At 64.4% G+C, this 15983-nt stretch carries 18 protein-coding genes; 10 read left to right on the top strand and 8 right to left on the bottom strand.

The window, feature by feature from the left end; all coding sequences use genetic code 11:
* Positions 1–2: 2 nt before the first annotated feature.
* The 3 genes from P9272_RS15030 to P9272_RS15020 form a co-directional block, all read right to left on the bottom strand.
* Positions 3–587 (bottom strand): ANTAR domain-containing protein, encoded by a 585-nt coding sequence (locus P9272_RS15030; RefSeq protein WP_128258811.1) that lies wholly within the window; start codon positions 585–587, stop codon positions 3–5.
* The gene (locus P9272_RS15025) at positions 584–1723 is read right to left on the bottom strand and encodes a transporter substrate-binding domain-containing protein (protein ID WP_278161134.1); all 1140 of its coding nucleotides are present in this window, start codon (positions 1721–1723) and stop codon (positions 584–586) included. The genes P9272_RS15030 and P9272_RS15025 overlap by 4 nt, the downstream gene beginning before the upstream one ends.
* A gap of 262 nt (positions 1724–1985) precedes the next feature.
* The gene (locus tag P9272_RS15020) at positions 1986–2378 is read right to left on the bottom strand and encodes a lysozyme inhibitor LprI family protein (protein ID WP_128258812.1); all 393 of its coding nucleotides are present in this window, start codon (positions 2376–2378) and stop codon (positions 1986–1988) included.
* A 196-nt stretch (positions 2379–2574) separates the two neighbouring features.
* Between P9272_RS15020 and P9272_RS15015 the strand changes: the two genes are divergently transcribed.
* The gene (locus P9272_RS15015; RefSeq protein ID WP_278161133.1) at positions 2575–4908 is read left to right on the top strand and encodes a response regulator; all 2334 of its coding nucleotides are present in this window, start codon (positions 2575–2577) and stop codon (positions 4906–4908) included.
* Here P9272_RS15015 and P9272_RS15010 read toward each other — a convergent pair whose 3' ends face one another.
* The 3 genes from P9272_RS15010 to P9272_RS15000 all read right to left on the bottom strand — a co-directional run bounded on the left by P9272_RS15010 (position 4909) and on the right by P9272_RS15000 (position 7448).
* Positions 4909–5769 (bottom strand): lytic transglycosylase domain-containing protein, encoded by an 861-nt coding sequence (locus P9272_RS15010; protein ID WP_278161132.1) that lies wholly within the window; start codon positions 5767–5769, stop codon positions 4909–4911.
* 4 nt (positions 5770–5773) lie between these two features.
* Entirely contained in the window at positions 5774–7024 is a 1251-nt protein-coding gene (gene ispG / locus P9272_RS15005; RefSeq protein ID WP_278161131.1) for a flavodoxin-dependent (E)-4-hydroxy-3-methylbut-2-enyl-diphosphate synthase, read from the bottom strand.
* A gap of 244 nt (positions 7025–7268) precedes the next feature.
* The gene (locus tag P9272_RS15000) at positions 7269–7448 is read right to left on the bottom strand and encodes a YdcH family protein (RefSeq protein WP_042641511.1); all 180 of its coding nucleotides are present in this window, start codon (positions 7446–7448) and stop codon (positions 7269–7271) included.
* A gap of 249 nt (positions 7449–7697) precedes the next feature.
* Here P9272_RS15000 and P9272_RS14995 point away from each other — a divergent pair, with 249 nt between their 5' ends.
* On the top strand, positions 7698–7901 hold the full coding sequence (locus P9272_RS14995) for a DUF465 domain-containing protein (RefSeq protein WP_040985243.1): 204 nt from the start codon (positions 7698–7700) through the stop codon (positions 7899–7901).
* Between the two features lie 27 nt (positions 7902–7928).
* Here the strand turns inward: P9272_RS14995 and P9272_RS14990 are convergent, their stop codons facing one another.
* Positions 7929–8729, bottom strand: a complete 801-nt coding sequence (locus P9272_RS14990) for an IclR family transcriptional regulator (protein ID WP_128258816.1) — start codon at positions 8727–8729, stop codon at positions 7929–7931.
* A gap of 163 nt (positions 8730–8892) precedes the next feature.
* On the opposite strand from P9272_RS14990, the gene P9272_RS14985 reads away from it, so the two are divergent.
* The 8 genes from P9272_RS14985 to P9272_RS14950 all read left to right on the top strand — a co-directional run bounded on the left by P9272_RS14985 (position 8893) and on the right by P9272_RS14950 (position 15333).
* Positions 8893–9723, top strand: coding sequence for a transporter substrate-binding domain-containing protein (locus P9272_RS14985; RefSeq protein WP_278161221.1), 831 nt, complete (start codon positions 8893–8895; stop codon positions 9721–9723).
* A 120-nt stretch (positions 9724–9843) separates the two neighbouring features.
* Positions 9844–10509 (top strand): amino acid ABC transporter permease, encoded by a 666-nt coding sequence (locus tag P9272_RS14980; RefSeq protein WP_278161130.1) that lies wholly within the window; start codon positions 9844–9846, stop codon positions 10507–10509.
* A 1-nt stretch (position 10510) separates the two neighbouring features.
* Positions 10511–11161 carry an amino acid ABC transporter permease gene (locus tag P9272_RS14975; RefSeq protein WP_278161129.1) on the top strand — a complete coding sequence of 217 codons (651 nt, stop codon included), beginning with the start codon at positions 10511–10513 and terminating at the stop codon, positions 11159–11161.
* A 4-nt stretch (positions 11162–11165) separates the two neighbouring features.
* Positions 11166–11960 (top strand): amino acid ABC transporter ATP-binding protein, encoded by a 795-nt coding sequence (locus P9272_RS14970; protein ID WP_278161128.1) that lies wholly within the window; start codon positions 11166–11168, stop codon positions 11958–11960.
* A gap of 37 nt (positions 11961–11997) precedes the next feature.
* Complete coding sequence (locus tag P9272_RS14965; protein WP_278161127.1) at positions 11998–12459, top strand: RidA family protein; 462 nt, start codon at positions 11998–12000, stop codon at positions 12457–12459.
* 20 nt (positions 12460–12479) lie between these two features.
* Positions 12480–13685: an aminotransferase class V-fold PLP-dependent enzyme gene (locus tag P9272_RS14960; protein ID WP_128258822.1), complete on the top strand. Its 1206-nt coding sequence runs from the start codon at positions 12480–12482 to the stop codon at positions 13683–13685.
* Positions 13686–13762: 77 nt separating this feature from the next.
* Positions 13763–14260: a 5-(carboxyamino)imidazole ribonucleotide mutase gene (gene purE, locus P9272_RS14955; protein WP_128258823.1), complete on the top strand. Its 498-nt coding sequence runs from the start codon at positions 13763–13765 to the stop codon at positions 14258–14260.
* Complete coding sequence (locus P9272_RS14950; RefSeq protein WP_278161126.1) at positions 14257–15333, top strand: 5-(carboxyamino)imidazole ribonucleotide synthase; 1077 nt, start codon at positions 14257–14259, stop codon at positions 15331–15333. The genes purE and P9272_RS14950 overlap by 4 nt, the downstream gene beginning before the upstream one ends.
* A gap of 7 nt (positions 15334–15340) precedes the next feature.
* Here the strand turns inward: P9272_RS14950 and P9272_RS14945 are convergent, their stop codons facing one another.
* Positions 15341–15763: a lysozyme inhibitor LprI family protein gene (locus P9272_RS14945; RefSeq protein WP_278161125.1), complete on the bottom strand. Its 423-nt coding sequence runs from the start codon at positions 15761–15763 to the stop codon at positions 15341–15343.
* Positions 15764–15983 lie beyond the last annotated feature (220 nt).

Raw genomic sequence — 15983 nt, 5'->3', positions numbered from 1 at the left:
GCCTACATCGCGCGCGGCACGGGCTCGTGCCCGGCGACTATGGAAGCGGCGACGTGCTCGACGGTGAGCCGGCGCTGCATGGCGAGACGGCAGAGCGTGCGATAGGCGCCGGTCTCATCGCCGCCTTGCGCAGCCATGATCGAGCGCATCGCGTCGTAGACGATCGGTCTCAGCCGCAGCCGCTCCTCCAGGCCGGCGATGCGTGCCTTGACGGCGGTGCGCTCATGGTGGGCGTGCGTGGCAAGCACCAGCGCCGGATAGATCGAGGAGGCGGTGACCGGCTTGGCAATGAGCGCGCCGGCACCCTTTCCCAGCGCCCAGGCGATGCGGCCCGGCGCCTCGGAGCCGAGCAGCGCCACCACCGGAACGGGCGCGGCGTCGCCGTCCCATGGCAAGAGATCGTCCCACCCCTGGTCGGCGTCGACAAGCACGATGTCGGCCGGCGTTTCGGCGAGATCGAGCGGCTTCCATTGGACATGCGCTGTCACGCCGAGACGTTCGAGCTGACGCTTCAGGCGCTCGATGTTGTCGTCGGCGCGATGCAGGATCGCGGCGCGCCAGGAAACGAAATTCGGCGTCCGCGTCATTGCACGACCCTCAGATGCGGGACGGGCTGGCTGGCCAGCGTCCCGACAAGATAGGGATCGGCGACGATCGCGCCATGCGAGGCAATGACATCGAAGCCGGACTGCTCGTTGATGCGGCCGAGATGGAAAGGCAAAGCCGCATGATTGGTGCGCGGGTCGATTGCGAGGGGTCCGAGCACGGTTTGCCTCGGTCTGGCGTGCAGGAAGCCGCGCACGCTGGCGGGGTCGTCACGATTGGCCTCGGTGATCGCCTCGGCGCAGAGCTTCACCGCCGCATACGCGCCGGCGAAGAAGCTGGAGACGCGGCGCCCCGCGCCGAAACGGGCGGCGACGCGCTGCTTGAAGATCCGATTTTCGAGCGACGCCAGGCTTTCGAAATAAGAGGCCGTCGAGAGGTGGCCGGCGGCCGTGCCCGGCTCGATTTCGCCCAGTTCGCATTCCGTCAGGTCGCAGCTCAGCACCGGGCAGCGTTCCGGCGCGAAGGCAGGATTGCGATCCGCCAACCGGCGCACGGCAGCCAGGAACGCATAGCTTGAAGGGCCGATCATGTTGTTCAAGATGAAGTCGGGCCGATGCCGCTCCAGATCGGCGATCAGCAGGCCGACATCGGTCTCCTCGATCGGCAGATAGCGCTCGCCGAGCACCTCGCCGCCCGCGCGCGTGAGAAGCTCGCGCGCGAGCCGGTTCATCTCCCAGCCCCAGACATAGTTGGCGCCGGCGAGATAGACCCGCTTGCCGTGGCGCGGCAGCATATAGTCGAACAGCGGTATCAGATGCTGGTTGGGGCAGGCGCCGGTGTAGATGACGTTCTCGTTGGCCTCGAAGCCCTCGTAGGGGCAGATGTACCAGAGCAGCCCGTCATATTTCTCCACGAGCGGGATGACATCCTTGCGCGACAGGGAGGTGATGGTGCCGATCACATTGCGGCAGTGATCGTCGCGCAGCATGGAGCGGATCAGGTCGAGGTAGCGCTCCGGCTGGCCGCCCGGATCGCCGAAGACCGGCTCGACGCGCACGGGACCTCCGGCTTTCTCCAGTTCCTCGATGGCAAATTCGGCGCCGGCGCGGCAGTCGCGGCCGATCGCACCGTAGGGACCGGTGGTCGAATAGAGGATGCCGACCCTGAACGTCTTCACCCGGACCTCAAAAAACAAAGGCCCCACACGCACCTCATGCTCCATGAGACGCGGCGAGGCCATGCTGCCCTTGCCCGGCCATGCCGGACGCGATGTGTTACGCGGGAAATTGTGCGCTTGCGAAATAGAACACGAGCAGACGCACGCTTGTCAACGGTCCCGCGCGCGAATGACTGCGATGGCTGGACGTTTGCCCATCAAGCGACCGGTTTCGCTCAAAGCCGCCACGGTTTTCAGCGGCGACGCCGTGATCCTGGTCGGGCTACGGGTTCTTCTGCGCCCGCTTTTCGAGTTCGACCGTGCGTGTGCTTAGATCGTCCAGTTCAAACCCTTGCGAGTCGAGAAGGGCCGCCGATCCATTGTTGGGATCGGCGGCGAGACGTCTCGTTTCCTGTAGGTGATGTTTCAGCCAGGCGCGCTGCTCGCGCTGCAGCCGCGCCCGCTCCGGGCCATGTCTGCGATGTATCAGAGTGTTGTATGCAGCGTTCAACCTGGCATCGAACTTGTCGATCTCAATCTTCCCGCAATCCAGCATTGCGGATGACACGCCGTTGGACCGATCGACGCACGCTTTCATCTCTGCATCGCTTTGCGCCATGGCGGGGTGGGTCGTAAGCATGGTCAACATTACGAGAAGGGGGACATATCGGAGCATCGATGTAGTTCCTCGATATCTAACCCCGAAGGGCGATCGGCCAGCCATGGTCTTCTCTAGCTCCCGAAACCGCAGTCGCTTTCTGGCGAAAAGGTGTCATGGTCGACAAATCAGCCGTGCCGCCACCAACGAAATCTTAATGTAAATCGAGCGTAATCCCGACCATTAAAATTGTGCGTATGGGTTGGGGTTGCGCATGCCGGAATATTCTTCCTTCCTTCGCTCGATCCGGATCCGCTACATTTCGGGGCTGCTTGTCTTCGCGCTGGCCTCGGCCGCCGTCATGTTCGCGCTCAACCGTGTGAATTCGTACCGTCACGAGGTCGATGCCCTCAGCGGCAATGTCGTCATCTTCGCCCGCGATCTGCGCAACGCCACCAATTTCGCCGAGACGACCGGGACAGCCTGGCGCAGCGAGACGCGCGACGCGCTGGCCTCCGCCGCGCGCGGCCACTCCGAACGGCTGACGGGCGAGATCGAGGGCCTGAATGCCGAGCTCGCGGCCATCCGGCCGAAACTGTCCCGGAACACGATCAATGCGCTCGATTCCTCCTCGGTCAACGGTGACCTGTTCTGGTCGGCGCGCGATATGGTGCGCAACTTCAACCTGATGTCGGCGGCCCAGAAGGTGGACGAGTGGAGCTTTCGCGAGATCCGCAACCAGAACGACCTGTTCGCCCAGCCGATGCTGGTGCGCGTGCGCACGGCGCTCGACGAGGAACGACGCCTCGCCGATGCGGCCAGCGACCGGCTGCTTTTGTGGGCAAGCGGCCTGCTGGTCGCCGTGCTCGCCATCGCCGCAGTGCTGATCTTCAGGCCGATGGAGAATGCGATCCGCCGAGCCTTCGCCGAGAGCGCCGCGTCGCTGTTCAAGGCCGAGGCCGCCGACCGCGCCAAGTCGGAATTCCTGGCCAATATGAGCCATGAGATCCGCACGCCGATGAACGGCGTGCTCGGCATGGCCGAACTGCTGGCCAAGACCGAGCTGACGCCGCGCCAAAAAACCTTCACCGACGTCATCGTCAAATCCGGCAACGCGCTGCTCACCATCATCAATGACATCCTCGATTTCTCGAAGATCAATGCAGGCCAGCTGACGCTCGACCCCGCCCCCTTCCGCCTGGCGGAAGCGGTCGAGGATGTGGCGACGCTGGTGTCGGCGCGCGTTGCCGAAAAGAACCTCGAACTCATCGTGCGCGTCGATCCGCGCCTGCCGGCCTTTGTCGTGGGCGATGCAGGGCGCTTCCGCCAGATCGTCACCAATCTGCTCGGCAACGCCGTGAAGTTCACCGAGAAGGGCCATGTGCTGGTCGATGTCGGCGGCGATGTCGTCGACGGCGTCGTCCAGCTCAAGGTCCGCGTCGAGGACACTGGCATCGGCATCCCGGCCGAAAAGCTGCAAAGCGTGTTCGAGAAATTCGCCCAGGTCGACGGCTCGTCGACCCGCCGCCACGAAGGCACCGGGCTTGGCCTTGCGATCGGTGCCCGGCTTGTCGACCTGATGGGCGGCAAGATCGGCGTCGAAAGCGAGATCGGCCGCGGCTCCGTCTTCTGGTTCGCCGTGCCGCTGCCCGCGCACAACCAGGAGGCAGGCGATAAGCTGGTGCCGGTCGACGTCACCGGCGCCCGGGTGCTGGTCATCGACGACAATCCGGTCAACCGCGAGATCCTGCTGGAGCAGCTCAGAAGCTGGAGCTTCGACTGCGCGGCCGCCGAAAGCGGCGCCGTCGGCCTGGCCTTCCTCGACCGCGCCTGCCAGCTCGGCGCCTCCGTCGACTGCATCATCCTCGACTACCAGATGCCCGGCATGAACGGTGCCGATGTCGCCAAGGCGATCGCCGCCGACAGCCGGCTTTGCTCCATCCCGGTCGTGCTGCTCACCTCGGTCGACCAGGTCGATTTCGGCAGGATGGTGATCGATTTCGGCATCGTCGCGCATCTCACCAAGCCGGCGCGTTCGGCAGTGCTGCTGGGCACGGTGATCTCCGCCATCCAGAAGGCGCGCACCCAGGGCGCCAAGGCGCATTTCGTGCGCGAGCCGGTCGCGGCGCAGGCGCCGCCGCCGTCCTTCACCGTCATCCGCGGCCCGGCGGTGCCCGTGCCGGCGGCATCGGAATCGACCACTGCCCCGAGCGGTCCGATCGATATCCTGATTGCCGAGGACAACGAGGTGAACCAGCTGGTCTTCGGCCAGATCCTCAACGGTTTCGGGCTGAGCTACCGCATCGCCGGCAACGGCCGCACGGCCGTTGAAATGTACCGCGCGCTGCGCCCCCGCCTGGTGCTGATGGACGTCTCCATGCCCGAGATGAACGGCTATGAAGCAACCCGCGCCATCCGCGTGATCGAGGAGCAGTACGGCGAGCGCACGCCGATCATCGGCGTCACCGCGCATGCGCTCAAGGGCGACCGCGAGAAATGCGTCGAGGCCGGCATGGACGACTATCTGCCGAAGCCAGTGTCGCCCGACCGCCTCGGCGCCAAGATCGGCGCCTGGCTCAGCGAGACGGTGACGGCCAAGACGGCGTAGCTACCGGTTGCGCATCACCACGCAGGCGCCGCCGATGCTTTGCAGCTTGTCGCAGATGCCGTTGGCCTCGCCGCGCGAGTCCGCGCCGATCCTGACCGCGTAGATGCCGCGCCTGCCGATCGGAGTGCGCACCCGGCTGACCACCGGATCATGGCTGGCGAGCAGCGCCGGGAACCGGCTTTTGACCCTCAGCCATTGGCTGATCGCCGCGGAACGGCGGAAATTGCCCGCCACCTGCACGCCCCACGGCTTGACGTTGATCGAGGCCATGGCGACCGTCCGCGACATGATCATCGGCAGCCGGCGGCAGGCGACCGGGAAGCTCATCTTCGAGTCAAGCGGCTGGACTGTGCCGGCGTAGGACTTGTCCGTGAACTTATCGACGGGTTCGCCCATGATGTCGAATACATAGCTTTCCGTCTCCATTGGCAGGAAGCCGCCGAAGGTAAGCCAACGCGACACGCGGTTCTCGCCGGCATTGTAGGCGGCTGCCGCGAGGCCGAGGTTGCCGTAGCCCGCCTTCATCTCGGCTAGATATTTCGCGGAAGCCGGGATTGCCTGCTCGATGTCGAAGGAATTGGCCAGGCCGCGCATCTTGGCGGTTCCCGGCATGAACTGCGCGATGCCTTCGGCGCCGACTGGGCTCACCGCGTTCGGGTCGAAGCGGCTCTCCTTCCAGATCAGCCGGGCGAAGAACTCCTTGGGCAGGCCATTCTGCTGGGATTGGGCTTCGATCAGATCGCAGACACGGTTGATCAGCCGTTTGCCGGCCGATTTCGACTGCGGTGGGTCGGCGGACGCGCCTGCCACCCAACTCAAGCTGCAAAGCAAGGCCAGAGCCACCGTGAGGAAACGGTGCATCGGCCTACTCGGCCGCGGCTTTGCCGTGTCCGTAGCGCTGCTCGATATAGTCGGCGACCATCTTCTCGAAATCCTGCGCGATCGACGGACCGCGCAGCGTCGCCGCTTTCTTGCCGTCGATGAAGACAGGCGCCGTCGGCGTCTCGCCGGTGCCGGGCAGCGATATGCCGATGTCGGCATGCTTGGATTCGCCCGGACCGTTGACGATGCAGCCCATCACCGCGACCTTGAGATTCTCGACGCCGGGATATTTCTCGCGCCACACCGGCATGTTCTTGCGGATATCGGCCTGGATGCTCTGGGCGAGTTCCTGAAACACGGTGGACGTCGTGCGGCCGCAGCCGGGGCAGGCCGCGACGATCGGCACGAACTGCCGGAAGCCCATGGTCTGCAGCAGTTCCTGCGACACTTGCACCTCGCGCGTGCGGTCGCCATTCGGCTCCGGGGTCAGAGAGATGCGGATCGTGTCGCCGATGCCCTGCTGCAGAAGAATACCCATGGCGGCGGACGAGGCGACGATGCCCTTGGTGCCCATGCCGGCTTCAGTCAGGCCCAGATGCAGGGCGTGATCGGAGCGTGTCGCTAGCTCGGTATAGACGGCGATGAGGTCCTGCACGCCGCTGACCTTGGCCGACAGGATGATCTTGTCGCGGCCGAGCCCAATCTCTTCCGCCATCTCGGCCGACAGGATCGCCGACTGGACGATCGCCTCGCGGGTGACCTCCTGCGCGGTGAGCGGCGAGCCCTTCGCCTGGTTGTCGTCCATCAACCGGGTCAGCAGCTCCTGGTCGAGCGAGCCCCAGTTGACCCCGATGCGCACCGGCTTGTCATGCCTGATCGCCATCTCGACGATCGCCGCGAACTGGCGGTCCCTCTTGTCCTTGAAGCCGACATTGCCGGGATTGATGCGGTATTTCGCCAGCGCCTCGGCGCAGGCCGGATGATCGGCCAAGAGCTTGTGGCCGATATAATGGAAGTCGCCGACCAGCGGCACATCGATGCCGAGCCGCAACAGTCGCTCATGGATGCGCGGAACCGCCGCCGCGCTCTCGTCGCGGTCGACCGTGATGCGCACGATTTCCGAGCCGGCGCGATGCAGCGCCGCAACCTGGGCGACGGTCTGGTCGACATCGGCGGTGTCGGTGTTGGTCATCGACTGCACGACGACAGGCGCGCCGCCGCCGACCATCACGCCGCCGACCGACACGCGGACCGACGTGCGCCGCGGAAAGGGAGAAGAGAAATATCCGGTCATGCCGGCCGCCTTCATCTGAAAGTTCCGGGCATGAGGTGGCGGAGCAAAGATGGCTTGTCAATGGCAGGCGGCAGGCGAGGTTGGCAAATCCGCAGCCGCCACGCGAAAAATGCCAGCTCTGCCGATCGCGAGATCCGCGACCGAACTTTCCACCGATTTCAGTTAAAAAGCACCATGCCGGTGGCATTTCTTGCCACCGGAAGTTTCACCGCGGCGGGTTGCGGCGATGGTGCCTGGAGGAGCTTCAGTGTGTCGTCGGGCTAGCCTTCAGCTTTTCAATCTCGTCCTTGATTGCCAGCTTGCGTCGCTTGAGATTCACGATTTCGAGGTCGTCTACCGAAGGATGGTTCATCGCGTCGGTAAGCTCGCGCTCGATATCACCGTGTTTCCGCTGCAACTCATCAAGATGGGATGCAAGAGACATGATTGGTTCTCCCTTTCATGGTTTCCTCGATTGCAGCCGTCGCAGGCACGTCCACCGCAGGTTGCGACTGTGACGGCACCATGACAGTTTGCCACCAACCGATCTCTATGTCGAATGACACGTGGTAGCATTCCACGACAAAGTGAAATGTGATAAGGGCTGCGCGCCGGCCTCAGACCAACAAGTCACAAACCCAAACGGTCCCGCCCAGACAGCCCGATTGGGCGATGCATACGCAGACGGTAGATAATGTCCGAACAGGAACAGGCTGAAATACGCCTCGAATATTCCCGGCTCAAACAAGAACACGCCGATTTCGACGCCGCTATAAACGCGATGATCGCCACGGGCTGCGACCCGCTTCAGATTCAGCGAATGAAGAAGAAGAAGCTGATGCTGAAAGACCGGCTGTCGGCGCTGGAAGACCGCATCATTCCCGACATCATCGCCTGAGCGGGTAGCTTCCCCGGAGACATGCTTTTAAGAGATCGAAAGCCGGGCGGCCCGCTCGCGCAGCAGCGCGACCAATTCGCCTGTTCGCGCCTCCGACGTGTCGATCGGCACCACCAGGCACATCGTCGCCTCGACCCTGCCAGGCGCCGAGAACACGGGCGCCGCCAGGCATTTGGTGTAAGCATCGACCAGGCCCGACGTGACGCAATAGCCGGTGACGCGCGCCCGAGCGATGTCATCGATGAAGTCATCGATCTCTATCTTGCGGCCGTCCGGCAGCACGAGATCGTCTTCCGTGACCATCGCCTCGATTCGGCTGCGATCAAGACCGGCCAGCAGCAACCGCCCCGAAGCAGTCCATGGCAGTGGGATCTGCAGGCCGGTGGCCGAGCTGATGCGGAACGGCCTGGTTCCCGGGCTTGAATGGATGATGGTGTAGCGACCGCTCTGCAGCATGCAGAGCTCGGACGTCTCCCCGGTCTCGCGCGACAGCGTATCGACCTCCTGGCGGCCGCGCCTCAGCAGATCGTTGCCGCGCATATAGGCCATGCCATAGAGATAGAGCTTCTTGCCGAAATAGACGCGATTGCCGTCGCCGGCCATTTCCAGGAGCCCGGCTTCGACCAGCTCGCGCACCAGCGTGTAGGTGGTCGAGCGCGGCGCATTGAGCCCCTTGGCCAACTCGCCGATGCCGATCGCGCGCTGGTTGGCGTGCAGGAACTCCAGGATGTTCAAGACCCTGTTGAGGCCTTTCTCGCGCGAGCCAGCCGGCCGCTCTTCGCCCGTGCCTTCGCCCGGCCACCCGGTCAGCATTTCACTCTCTTGCATTGTCGATTCCTGGTGCTAGTATCTGTCTTGTACAGGATACACACGTCTCTTGTAAGAGACAATCGCTGATTGCGGGTGTATTTCTGCTGCATTGGGGAACACACCATCAAAGGAGGTCGCTGTGAACGACACATCCGGCAGACGTGATTTTCTGAAACTGGGAATGGCGGGGCTGGCCACCGCCGGCGCGCTCACCGCCATCAGCGCCGAGAAGGCAGCCGCGCAAGCCGCGTCCGACAGCGTGCTGCGCACCGCGCTTGATCGCGGCAAGCTGATCGTCGGCACCGGCAGCACCAACGCGCCGTGGCATTTCGAGAATGATGCCGGTGAACTCGTTGGCATGGACATCACGATGGGCCGCATCCTCGCCAAGGGCCTCTTCGACGATCCCAGCAAGGTCGAGTTTGTTCAGCAGGATCCGGCGCAGCGCATTCCGAACGTGACGACCAACAAGGTCGACATCACCATCCAGTTCATGACCATGACCGCGCAGCGCTCGCAGTTGGTCCATTTCTCGCGGCCATACTATGTCGAGGGCGTGGCGCTGCTGACGCTGCCGGGCTCCGAGAACAAGACTTTCGACAAGCTCCTGGCCAACGGCGCCAACACGCGCATCTCGATCCTGCAGAATGTCGACGCCGAAAGCTCGGTGCATTTCGCCTTGCCGCAGGCGCAGGTGCTGCAGATCGACACCCAGGCGAACGTGCTGCAGGCGCTGGAATCCAAGCGAGCCGACGCCGCCGCCGTCGATCTGTCGACCGTGCGCTGGCTCGCCTCGCGCAACCCCGACAAATATTTCGACGCCGGCAAGAGCTGGTACTCGATGCTTTACGGCGCTGCCGTCCGGCAAGGCGACCTTGATTGGCTGACCTTCGTCAACCAGACCTTCACCATCGCCATGTTCGGCCATGAGACGGCGCTCTACGACGCCGCCTTCAAGGAATATTTCGGCCAGGAGCCGCCGCCGCGCCATCCCGGCTTCCCGGTCATCTGACCAAGCCTACGCCAGGCCAGCGGAGGAGCGCATCAGGCGCTCTTCCGCCTGTTTCTCCTCGCACGGGCCATGCGGATGACGAATCCTGTGTTCGTCACCGCGAGCCATTGAGACGGACGCATGGGCTACACGCTCAATTTCAACCTGATCTGGCGGCATTTCGACAAGCTGTGGGGCGGCCTGCTGCTCAGCCTCGAACTCGCCGTGATCTCAATCGCCATCGGCATCGTGATCGGGTTGGTGCTGGCGGTCTGGTACGTCTCGGCCGGGCGCCTCATGCGTACGATCATCGCGGCTTATGTCGAATTCATCCGCAACGTGCCATTGATCCTGCTCGTCTATCTCGTCTTCTACGGTGTGCCGACCGTCATAGATCTCGCCTACAGCGCGCCCACCTCTTTTGTCGTGACGCTGTCGGTCTACAGCGGCGCCTATCTGGTCGAAGTGTTCCGTTCCGGCCTGGAAGCTGTGCCGCGCGGCCAGCTCGACGCCGGCAAGGCGATCGGCCTCACCCCATGGCAGCGCCTGATCCATGTACGCCTGCCGACGATGCTGCGCATCACGCTGCCGGCGCTGTCCAACACCTTCATCTCGCTGTTCAAGGACACCTCGATCGCTTCGGTCATCTCCGTGCCCGAACTCACCTACGGGGCCCAGTGGATCAACTTCAACACATTCCGCATCGTCGAGGTCTATCTGGTGACGACGGCGATGTATCTGGTGACCGGTTACGCCCTGCTGTTCGCGCTCAGGCTGGTCGAACGCCGGTTCAGGGCGGCGCGCTGAGATGCTGAGCCAGATCCTCTACGCCCTGCCGTTCCTCGCCGAAGGCTTCGCCTTGACCTTGTGGGTCTCGCTGCTGGTCGTGGTCCTGTCTTTGATCGCGGGGGTGCTCCTGGGTGTCGGCCTCGTCTATGGGCCGGCGCCGCTGCGTTGGGCGGTACGCATTTTCTCGGACACCATTCGCGGCATCCCGATCCTGGTGCTGATGTTCTTCGTCTATTATGGCCTCCCCGCGGTCGGACTGCATCTGCAGTCCTTCTGGGCGGCGGTGCTGGCGCTCACGCTGTTCAAGACGGCGCAGGTCGTCGAATATGTGCGGGGCGCCGTCGCCTCGATACCGAAGGGCCAGTCGGAAGCGGCGATGGCGATCGGCCTCACCTTCCGGCAGCGCCTGACCTCGGTCATCTTCCCGCAGGCCTTCCGCCGCTTCCTGCCGCCCTGGATCAACGGGGTTACCGATGCCGTGAAGGGCAGCGCCCTGGTCTCGCTGCTCGGCATCACCGACCTGATGCAGGCAATCAACCAGGTCATCGGCCGCACCTATGAGGCGATGCCGCTCTACATCCTCGGCGCCCTGATCTATTTCGCCGTCAACTACGCGCTTTCCTACGCCAGCCGCAGGCTGGAACGGCGCTTCGCCTTCATCCGGGACTAACGCCATGGCCACCAGCTCCAACAATAGCCCAGCGCTTCTCGACATCGCCGAGGTCTCGAAATCCTTCGGCCCGGTCGCGGTGCTGCGCTCGGTCAGCCTGCAGGTCGCCAAGGGCGAGGTGGTGACCATCATCGGCCCTTCCGGCAGCGGCAAGACCACGCTGCTGCGCTGCGTGAACTTCCTCGAGAGCTATGACTCGGGCTCGATCCGCATCGATGGCAAGGAAGTCGGATACCGTGATGCCGGGACGCGCCAGCGCCGCGGCGAGCGCGACTTGGCCGCCATGCGCGCCGAAACCGGCATGGTGTTTCAGAGCTTCAATCTCTTCCCGCATCTGTCCGCGGCCGGCAACATCATGCTCGGCCTCACCAAGGTTCGCGGCAAGAGCAGTGCCGAAGCCCGCTCGATCGCCGAACACTGGCTGGGTCGCGTCGGCCTCGCCCACAAGGCCGACAGCCTGCCGGCGGAGCTTTCCGGTGGCCAGCAGCAGCGCGTCGGCATTGCCCGCGCCGTCGCCATGGAGCCAAAGATCCTGCTGCTCGACGAGATCACCTCGGCGCTCGACCCCGAGCTCGTCGGCGAGGTGCTGGCTGTGGTGAAGAGCCTCGCCGAGGACGGCATGACCATGGTGATGGTGACGCATGAAATGGCCTTCGCCCGCGATGCGTCGAGTCGCATCGTGTTCATGGCCGATGGCGGCGTCTCGGCGGTCGGACCGCCGAAGGAAGTCCTTGCCGCGGAGACGACCAACGAGCGTCTCCGCACATTTCTGGCGCGCTTCCGCGCCTCGCATTTCTGACAGCGGATGGCTCTCGCCATCCAAGGAGTACCCTTCCATGACGCCTTACCAACGGCTCGCCGAACTCGGCCTGACGCTGCCGGAGCCGCCGATGCCCATCGCCAACTTCGTCACTCATGCCGAAAGCGGCCGGCTGATCTTCCTCTCGGGCCAGGGGCCGCTGCGCGCCGACGGCACGCTATGCACCGGCAAGGTCGGCGACGACGTGACAGTCGATCAGGCTTATGAGCATGCCCGTCTTACCGGCCTCAACCTGCTTGCGGTCATGCATGCGGCGGCGGGCGACCTCGGCCGCATCGTGCGCGTGGTGAAGCTGCTCGGCTTCGTCAACGCGACCCCGACCTTCAGCGACCACCCCAAAGTGGTCAATGGCTGCTCCGATCTTTTCGCCGATGTCTTCGACAAGATCGGCGGCCATGCCCGCTCCGCCATCGGCGTCGGCTCGCTGCCACGAAACATCACCGTCGAAATCGAAGCGGTTGTCGAGATCGCCGCCTGACTTTCAGGGAGTCCCCTCACATGAAAACCTATTCCGACGCCGGCTCCAACACCACCATCCGCGAGCGGCTGGGGCTGAGACCCATCATCAATGTCTCCGGCACGATGACGACGCTTGGCGCCTCGATCATTGTTCCGGAAGCGATCAGCGCCATGGCGGAGATCGCCTCGCAATGGGTGGAGATGGACGATCTGCAGCGCGCCGCGAGCGCGGTCGTCGCCCGTCTCACTGGCGGCGAGGCCGGCTTCATCACCGCCTGCTGCGCCTCTGGCATCACCATGGCGATCGCCGGCGCAATGACCGGCACGAACCTTCTGGCGATCGAGCGCCTGCCGGACGACACGGAAGGCCTGAAGTCCGAAGTCGTCATCCAGCTCGGCCATATCGTCAATTACGGCGCGCCGATCGACCAGTCGATCCGCGTCGCCGGCGCCAAGGTGATTCCGGCGGGTACCGTCAGCGTCACCCAAGACTACCATGTTCGCGAAGCGATCAACGAGCGCACGGCGGCGGCCCTCTACGTCGTCGCGCATCACACCGTGCAATACGGCATGCTTTCGCTGGAGGAGTTCTGCGAGATCTGCCATGCCAAGGGCGTGCCGGTGATCGTCGACGCCGCCTCGGAATATGACCTGCGCAGCTTCCTGGCGCGCGGTGCCGACATCGTCGTCTATAGCGGCCACAAATTCCTCTCGGGCCCGACCAGCGGCATCGTCACCGGCCGCAAGGATTTGGTGCGCGCCGCCTATCTGCAGAACCGCGGCGTCGCGCGCGCCATGAAGGTCGGCAAGGAAAGCATAGCCGGCACCATGGCGGCGCTCGACGCCTGGGAAAAGCGCGACCATGCCGGCATCCGCCGGCGCGAGGAGGCGGCGCTCAATCTGTGGAAGGACGCGCTCGAGGGCATTCCGGGAATCGGTGCGCAGATTATTCCCGACCCGACCAACAATCCGCTCGATCGCCTGCAGGTCTTCGTGCGCCCGGAGAGCCGCTTCACGGCCGCCGGACTTGCCTCCGCGCTCGCCGCCGGCTCGCCGCCCGTCATCGTGCGCAACCACGAGGTCGAGCGCGGCCATTTCTTCCTCGATCCCTGCAATCTGCATCCCGGCGAGGCGGAGGTCGTGGCCGAGCAACTGCGCGCGGTGCTGACGGCGAAGGACCGGCCCGCCGACGCAATGAAGGTCGCCCGCAAGGATTCGGCGGGTTCGCTACGCTGGCCGGATTAGCTGGCCGCCGTCGCGACGATCCTTGCGGCTATCTGCGAATTCCGCTAAGGCGCGCCTTTGCCGCCGGGAGCGAAACCTTGACCGATCAGCGTGCCGACGTCGCCATCATCATGGGCAGCCAGTCCGACTGGGCGACGATGCGCCAGGCGGCCGAAACCCTGGATGCGCTGGGCATTCCGCACAAAAGGCTGATCGTCTCCGCCCACCGCACCCCTGACCGCCTCTATGAGTTCGCCAAGGGCGCCAAGGCCGCCGGTTACAAGGTGATCATCGCCGGCGCTGGTGGCGCTGCGCACTTGCCGGGCATGACGGCGGCGATGACGCCGCTGCCGGTGTTCGGCGTTCCCGTCGAATCCAAGGCGCTGTCCGGTCAGGATTCGCTGCTCTCCATCGTGCAGATGCCGGCCGGCATCCCGGTCGGCACGCTGGCGATCGGCAAGGCGGGAGCGGCCAATGCCGCGCTTCTGGCCGCGGCGGTGCTGGCGCTCAACGACGACAAGCTCGCCGCCCGGCTCGACGCATGGCGAGCGGCGCAGACCGCCAAGGTCGCCACCGAGCCGACGGACGCGCCGTGAGCCTGGCGCCCGGATCGACCATCGGCATCATCGGCGGCGGCCAGCTCGGCCGCATGCTGGCAATGGCCGCCGCGCGCCTCGGCTACCGCATCGTCATCCTGGAGCCCCAGCCCGACTGCCCGGCGGCCCAGGTCGCAAACCGGCAGATCGTGGCTGCCTATGACGATCCGAAAGCGCTCTCCGAGCTGGCCGCCGCCAGCGCCGTCGTCACCTACGAATTCGAGAATGTCCCCGTCGCGGCGGTGCGAATGCTGTCGGCAACGGTCCGGGTCTATCCGCCGGCCCGCGCGCTCGAGGTCGCGCAGGATCGCCTCACCGAGAAAAGCTTCCTGAATGACATCGGCATCCCGACGGCTGAGTTCCGCCCAGTCGACAATGACGACCAACTGACCGAAGCGTTGAGGATGTTCAACGGCAGCGGCGTGCTGAAAACCCGCCGCATGGGCTATGACGGCAAGGGCCAGCGCGTCTTCCGCAACATGGAAACGGGCGGCTTTGCCGGCACCTGCGAGGCGATGGGCAATGTGCCGCTGATCCTGGAATCGCTGGTCGCTTTCGAGCGTGAGATCTCGGTGATCGCCGCGCGCGGTCTCGACGGAACGATCGCCGCTTTCGATCCTGCCGAAAACGTCCATCGCGAGGGCATATTGCGCAGCTCGACCTTGCCGGCCGCCATCCGCCCGGAAACGGCGGCCGCCGCCAAAGATGCGGCCGCGAAAATCCTTTCCGCGCTCGACTATGTCGGCGTCATCGGCGTCGAGTTCTTCGTCCTTGCCGACGGCTCGCTCTTGGCCAACGAACTGGCGCCGCGCGTGCATAATTCCGGCCATTGGACGGAGGCCGCCTGCGTCATCTCGCAGTTCGAGCAGCATATCCGCGCCGTCGCCGGCCTGCCGCTGGGCTCGCCCGCCCGGCATTCCGATTGCGTGATGGAAAACCTGATTGGCGATGACATGCTGAAAGTGCCGGCGCTGCTCGCCGAACGCGACCTGATACTGCATCTCTACGGCAAGGCCGAGTCACGCCCCGGCCGAAAGATGGGTCATTTCACGCGTGTCACCCGGGCGCAGTAGGCCGCGCTTACTGCAGATCCTGGTCGTTGCCCGCGTCCGAGCCGGCGCAGTTCGGATCGCTCAGCTTACAGCTGGCGTCCGAGGCGAGCTGCCTTGTGCGCTCGTTGGTGAGCTTCCTCAGACACTGGGACACCTCCATCGGATGAATGGAGCCGCCTTGGCTGTCGGCGGTATCATAGGCGCATTCGGCATCGCGGAAAGCGATCCAGGCGCGTTGCGCCGTCTGTAGCAGTTTGTTCGAGGCCTGATCGTTGTGGCTGACGATGTTCTTATAGGCGTCGTTGAGCTTGGCATCGGCCGCCTGATAGTCGGCATCGGCGCAGATGTTGAGCATCGACTGGCTGTCGTCATTGCGATCGCATTCCTGCGCCCGGGCGGCCGGGGCTGTCGCAAGCAAGACCAGACAGGCAGGCAGAAGCAGGCGGCGCATGTGCAATCTCCGGTCGTTTCGCGCAGGTCACCATTCCAGCCGCACTTGAGTCGCGCAATGCCATGCTGCCGGATGGCGAATATTTGATATGCCGGCCCACTTGTGGCATTCGAGCATCGTCACGTGGTTGACATGGACGACACTCCTCGTTTATGAGCCACGCCAAGTTCAAGGCGCGCTTTTTTCCGGGCGCGCCTTTTAAAATTCGGCCCGGGACGGG

Origin of the sequence: Mesorhizobium sp. WSM4976 (assembly GCF_029625685.1) — a bacterium.
Lineage (GTDB): Bacteria > Pseudomonadota > Alphaproteobacteria > Rhizobiales > Rhizobiaceae > Mesorhizobium.
The sequence above is the reverse complement of the archived record's forward strand: the minus strand, read 5'-3'. Positions and strand labels throughout refer to the sequence as shown.

Bases quoted from the DNA above. Each gene is read 5' to 3' on its own strand.
- P9272_RS15030 (WP_128258811.1), bottom strand. From the start codon at position 587: ATGACGCGGACGCCGAATTTCGTTTCCTGGCGCGCCGCGATCCTGCAT.
- P9272_RS15020 (WP_128258812.1), bottom strand. From the start codon at position 2,378: ATGCTCCGATATGTCCCCCTTCTCGTAATGTTGACCATGCTTACGACC.
- P9272_RS15015 (WP_278161133.1), top strand. From the start codon at position 2,575: ATGCCGGAATATTCTTCCTTCCTTCGCTCGATCCGGATCCGCTACATT.
- P9272_RS15010 (WP_278161132.1), bottom strand. From the start codon at position 5,769: ATGCACCGTTTCCTCACGGTGGCTCTGGCCTTGCTTTGCAGCTTGAGT.
- ispG (WP_278161131.1), bottom strand. From the start codon at position 7,024: ATGACCGGATATTTCTCTTCTCCCTTTCCGCGGCGCACGTCGGTCCGC.
- P9272_RS15000 (WP_042641511.1), bottom strand. From the start codon at position 7,448: ATGTCTCTTGCATCCCATCTTGATGAGTTGCAGCGGAAACACGGTGAT.
- P9272_RS14995 (WP_040985243.1), top strand. From the start codon at position 7,698: ATGTCCGAACAGGAACAGGCTGAAATACGCCTCGAATATTCCCGGCTC.
- P9272_RS14990 (WP_128258816.1), bottom strand. From the start codon at position 8,729: ATGCAAGAGAGTGAAATGCTGACCGGGTGGCCGGGCGAAGGCACGGGC.
- P9272_RS14985 (WP_278161221.1), top strand. From the start codon at position 8,893: ATGGCGGGGCTGGCCACCGCCGGCGCGCTCACCGCCATCAGCGCCGAG.
- P9272_RS14980 (WP_278161130.1), top strand. From the start codon at position 9,844: ATGGGCTACACGCTCAATTTCAACCTGATCTGGCGGCATTTCGACAAG.
- P9272_RS14975 (WP_278161129.1), top strand. From the start codon at position 10,511: ATGCTGAGCCAGATCCTCTACGCCCTGCCGTTCCTCGCCGAAGGCTTC.
- P9272_RS14970 (WP_278161128.1), top strand. From the start codon at position 11,166: ATGGCCACCAGCTCCAACAATAGCCCAGCGCTTCTCGACATCGCCGAG.
- P9272_RS14965 (WP_278161127.1), top strand. From the start codon at position 11,998: ATGACGCCTTACCAACGGCTCGCCGAACTCGGCCTGACGCTGCCGGAG.
- P9272_RS14960 (WP_128258822.1), top strand. From the start codon at position 12,480: ATGAAAACCTATTCCGACGCCGGCTCCAACACCACCATCCGCGAGCGG.
- P9272_RS14945 (WP_278161125.1), bottom strand. From the start codon at position 15,763: ATGCGCCGCCTGCTTCTGCCTGCCTGTCTGGTCTTGCTTGCGACAGCC.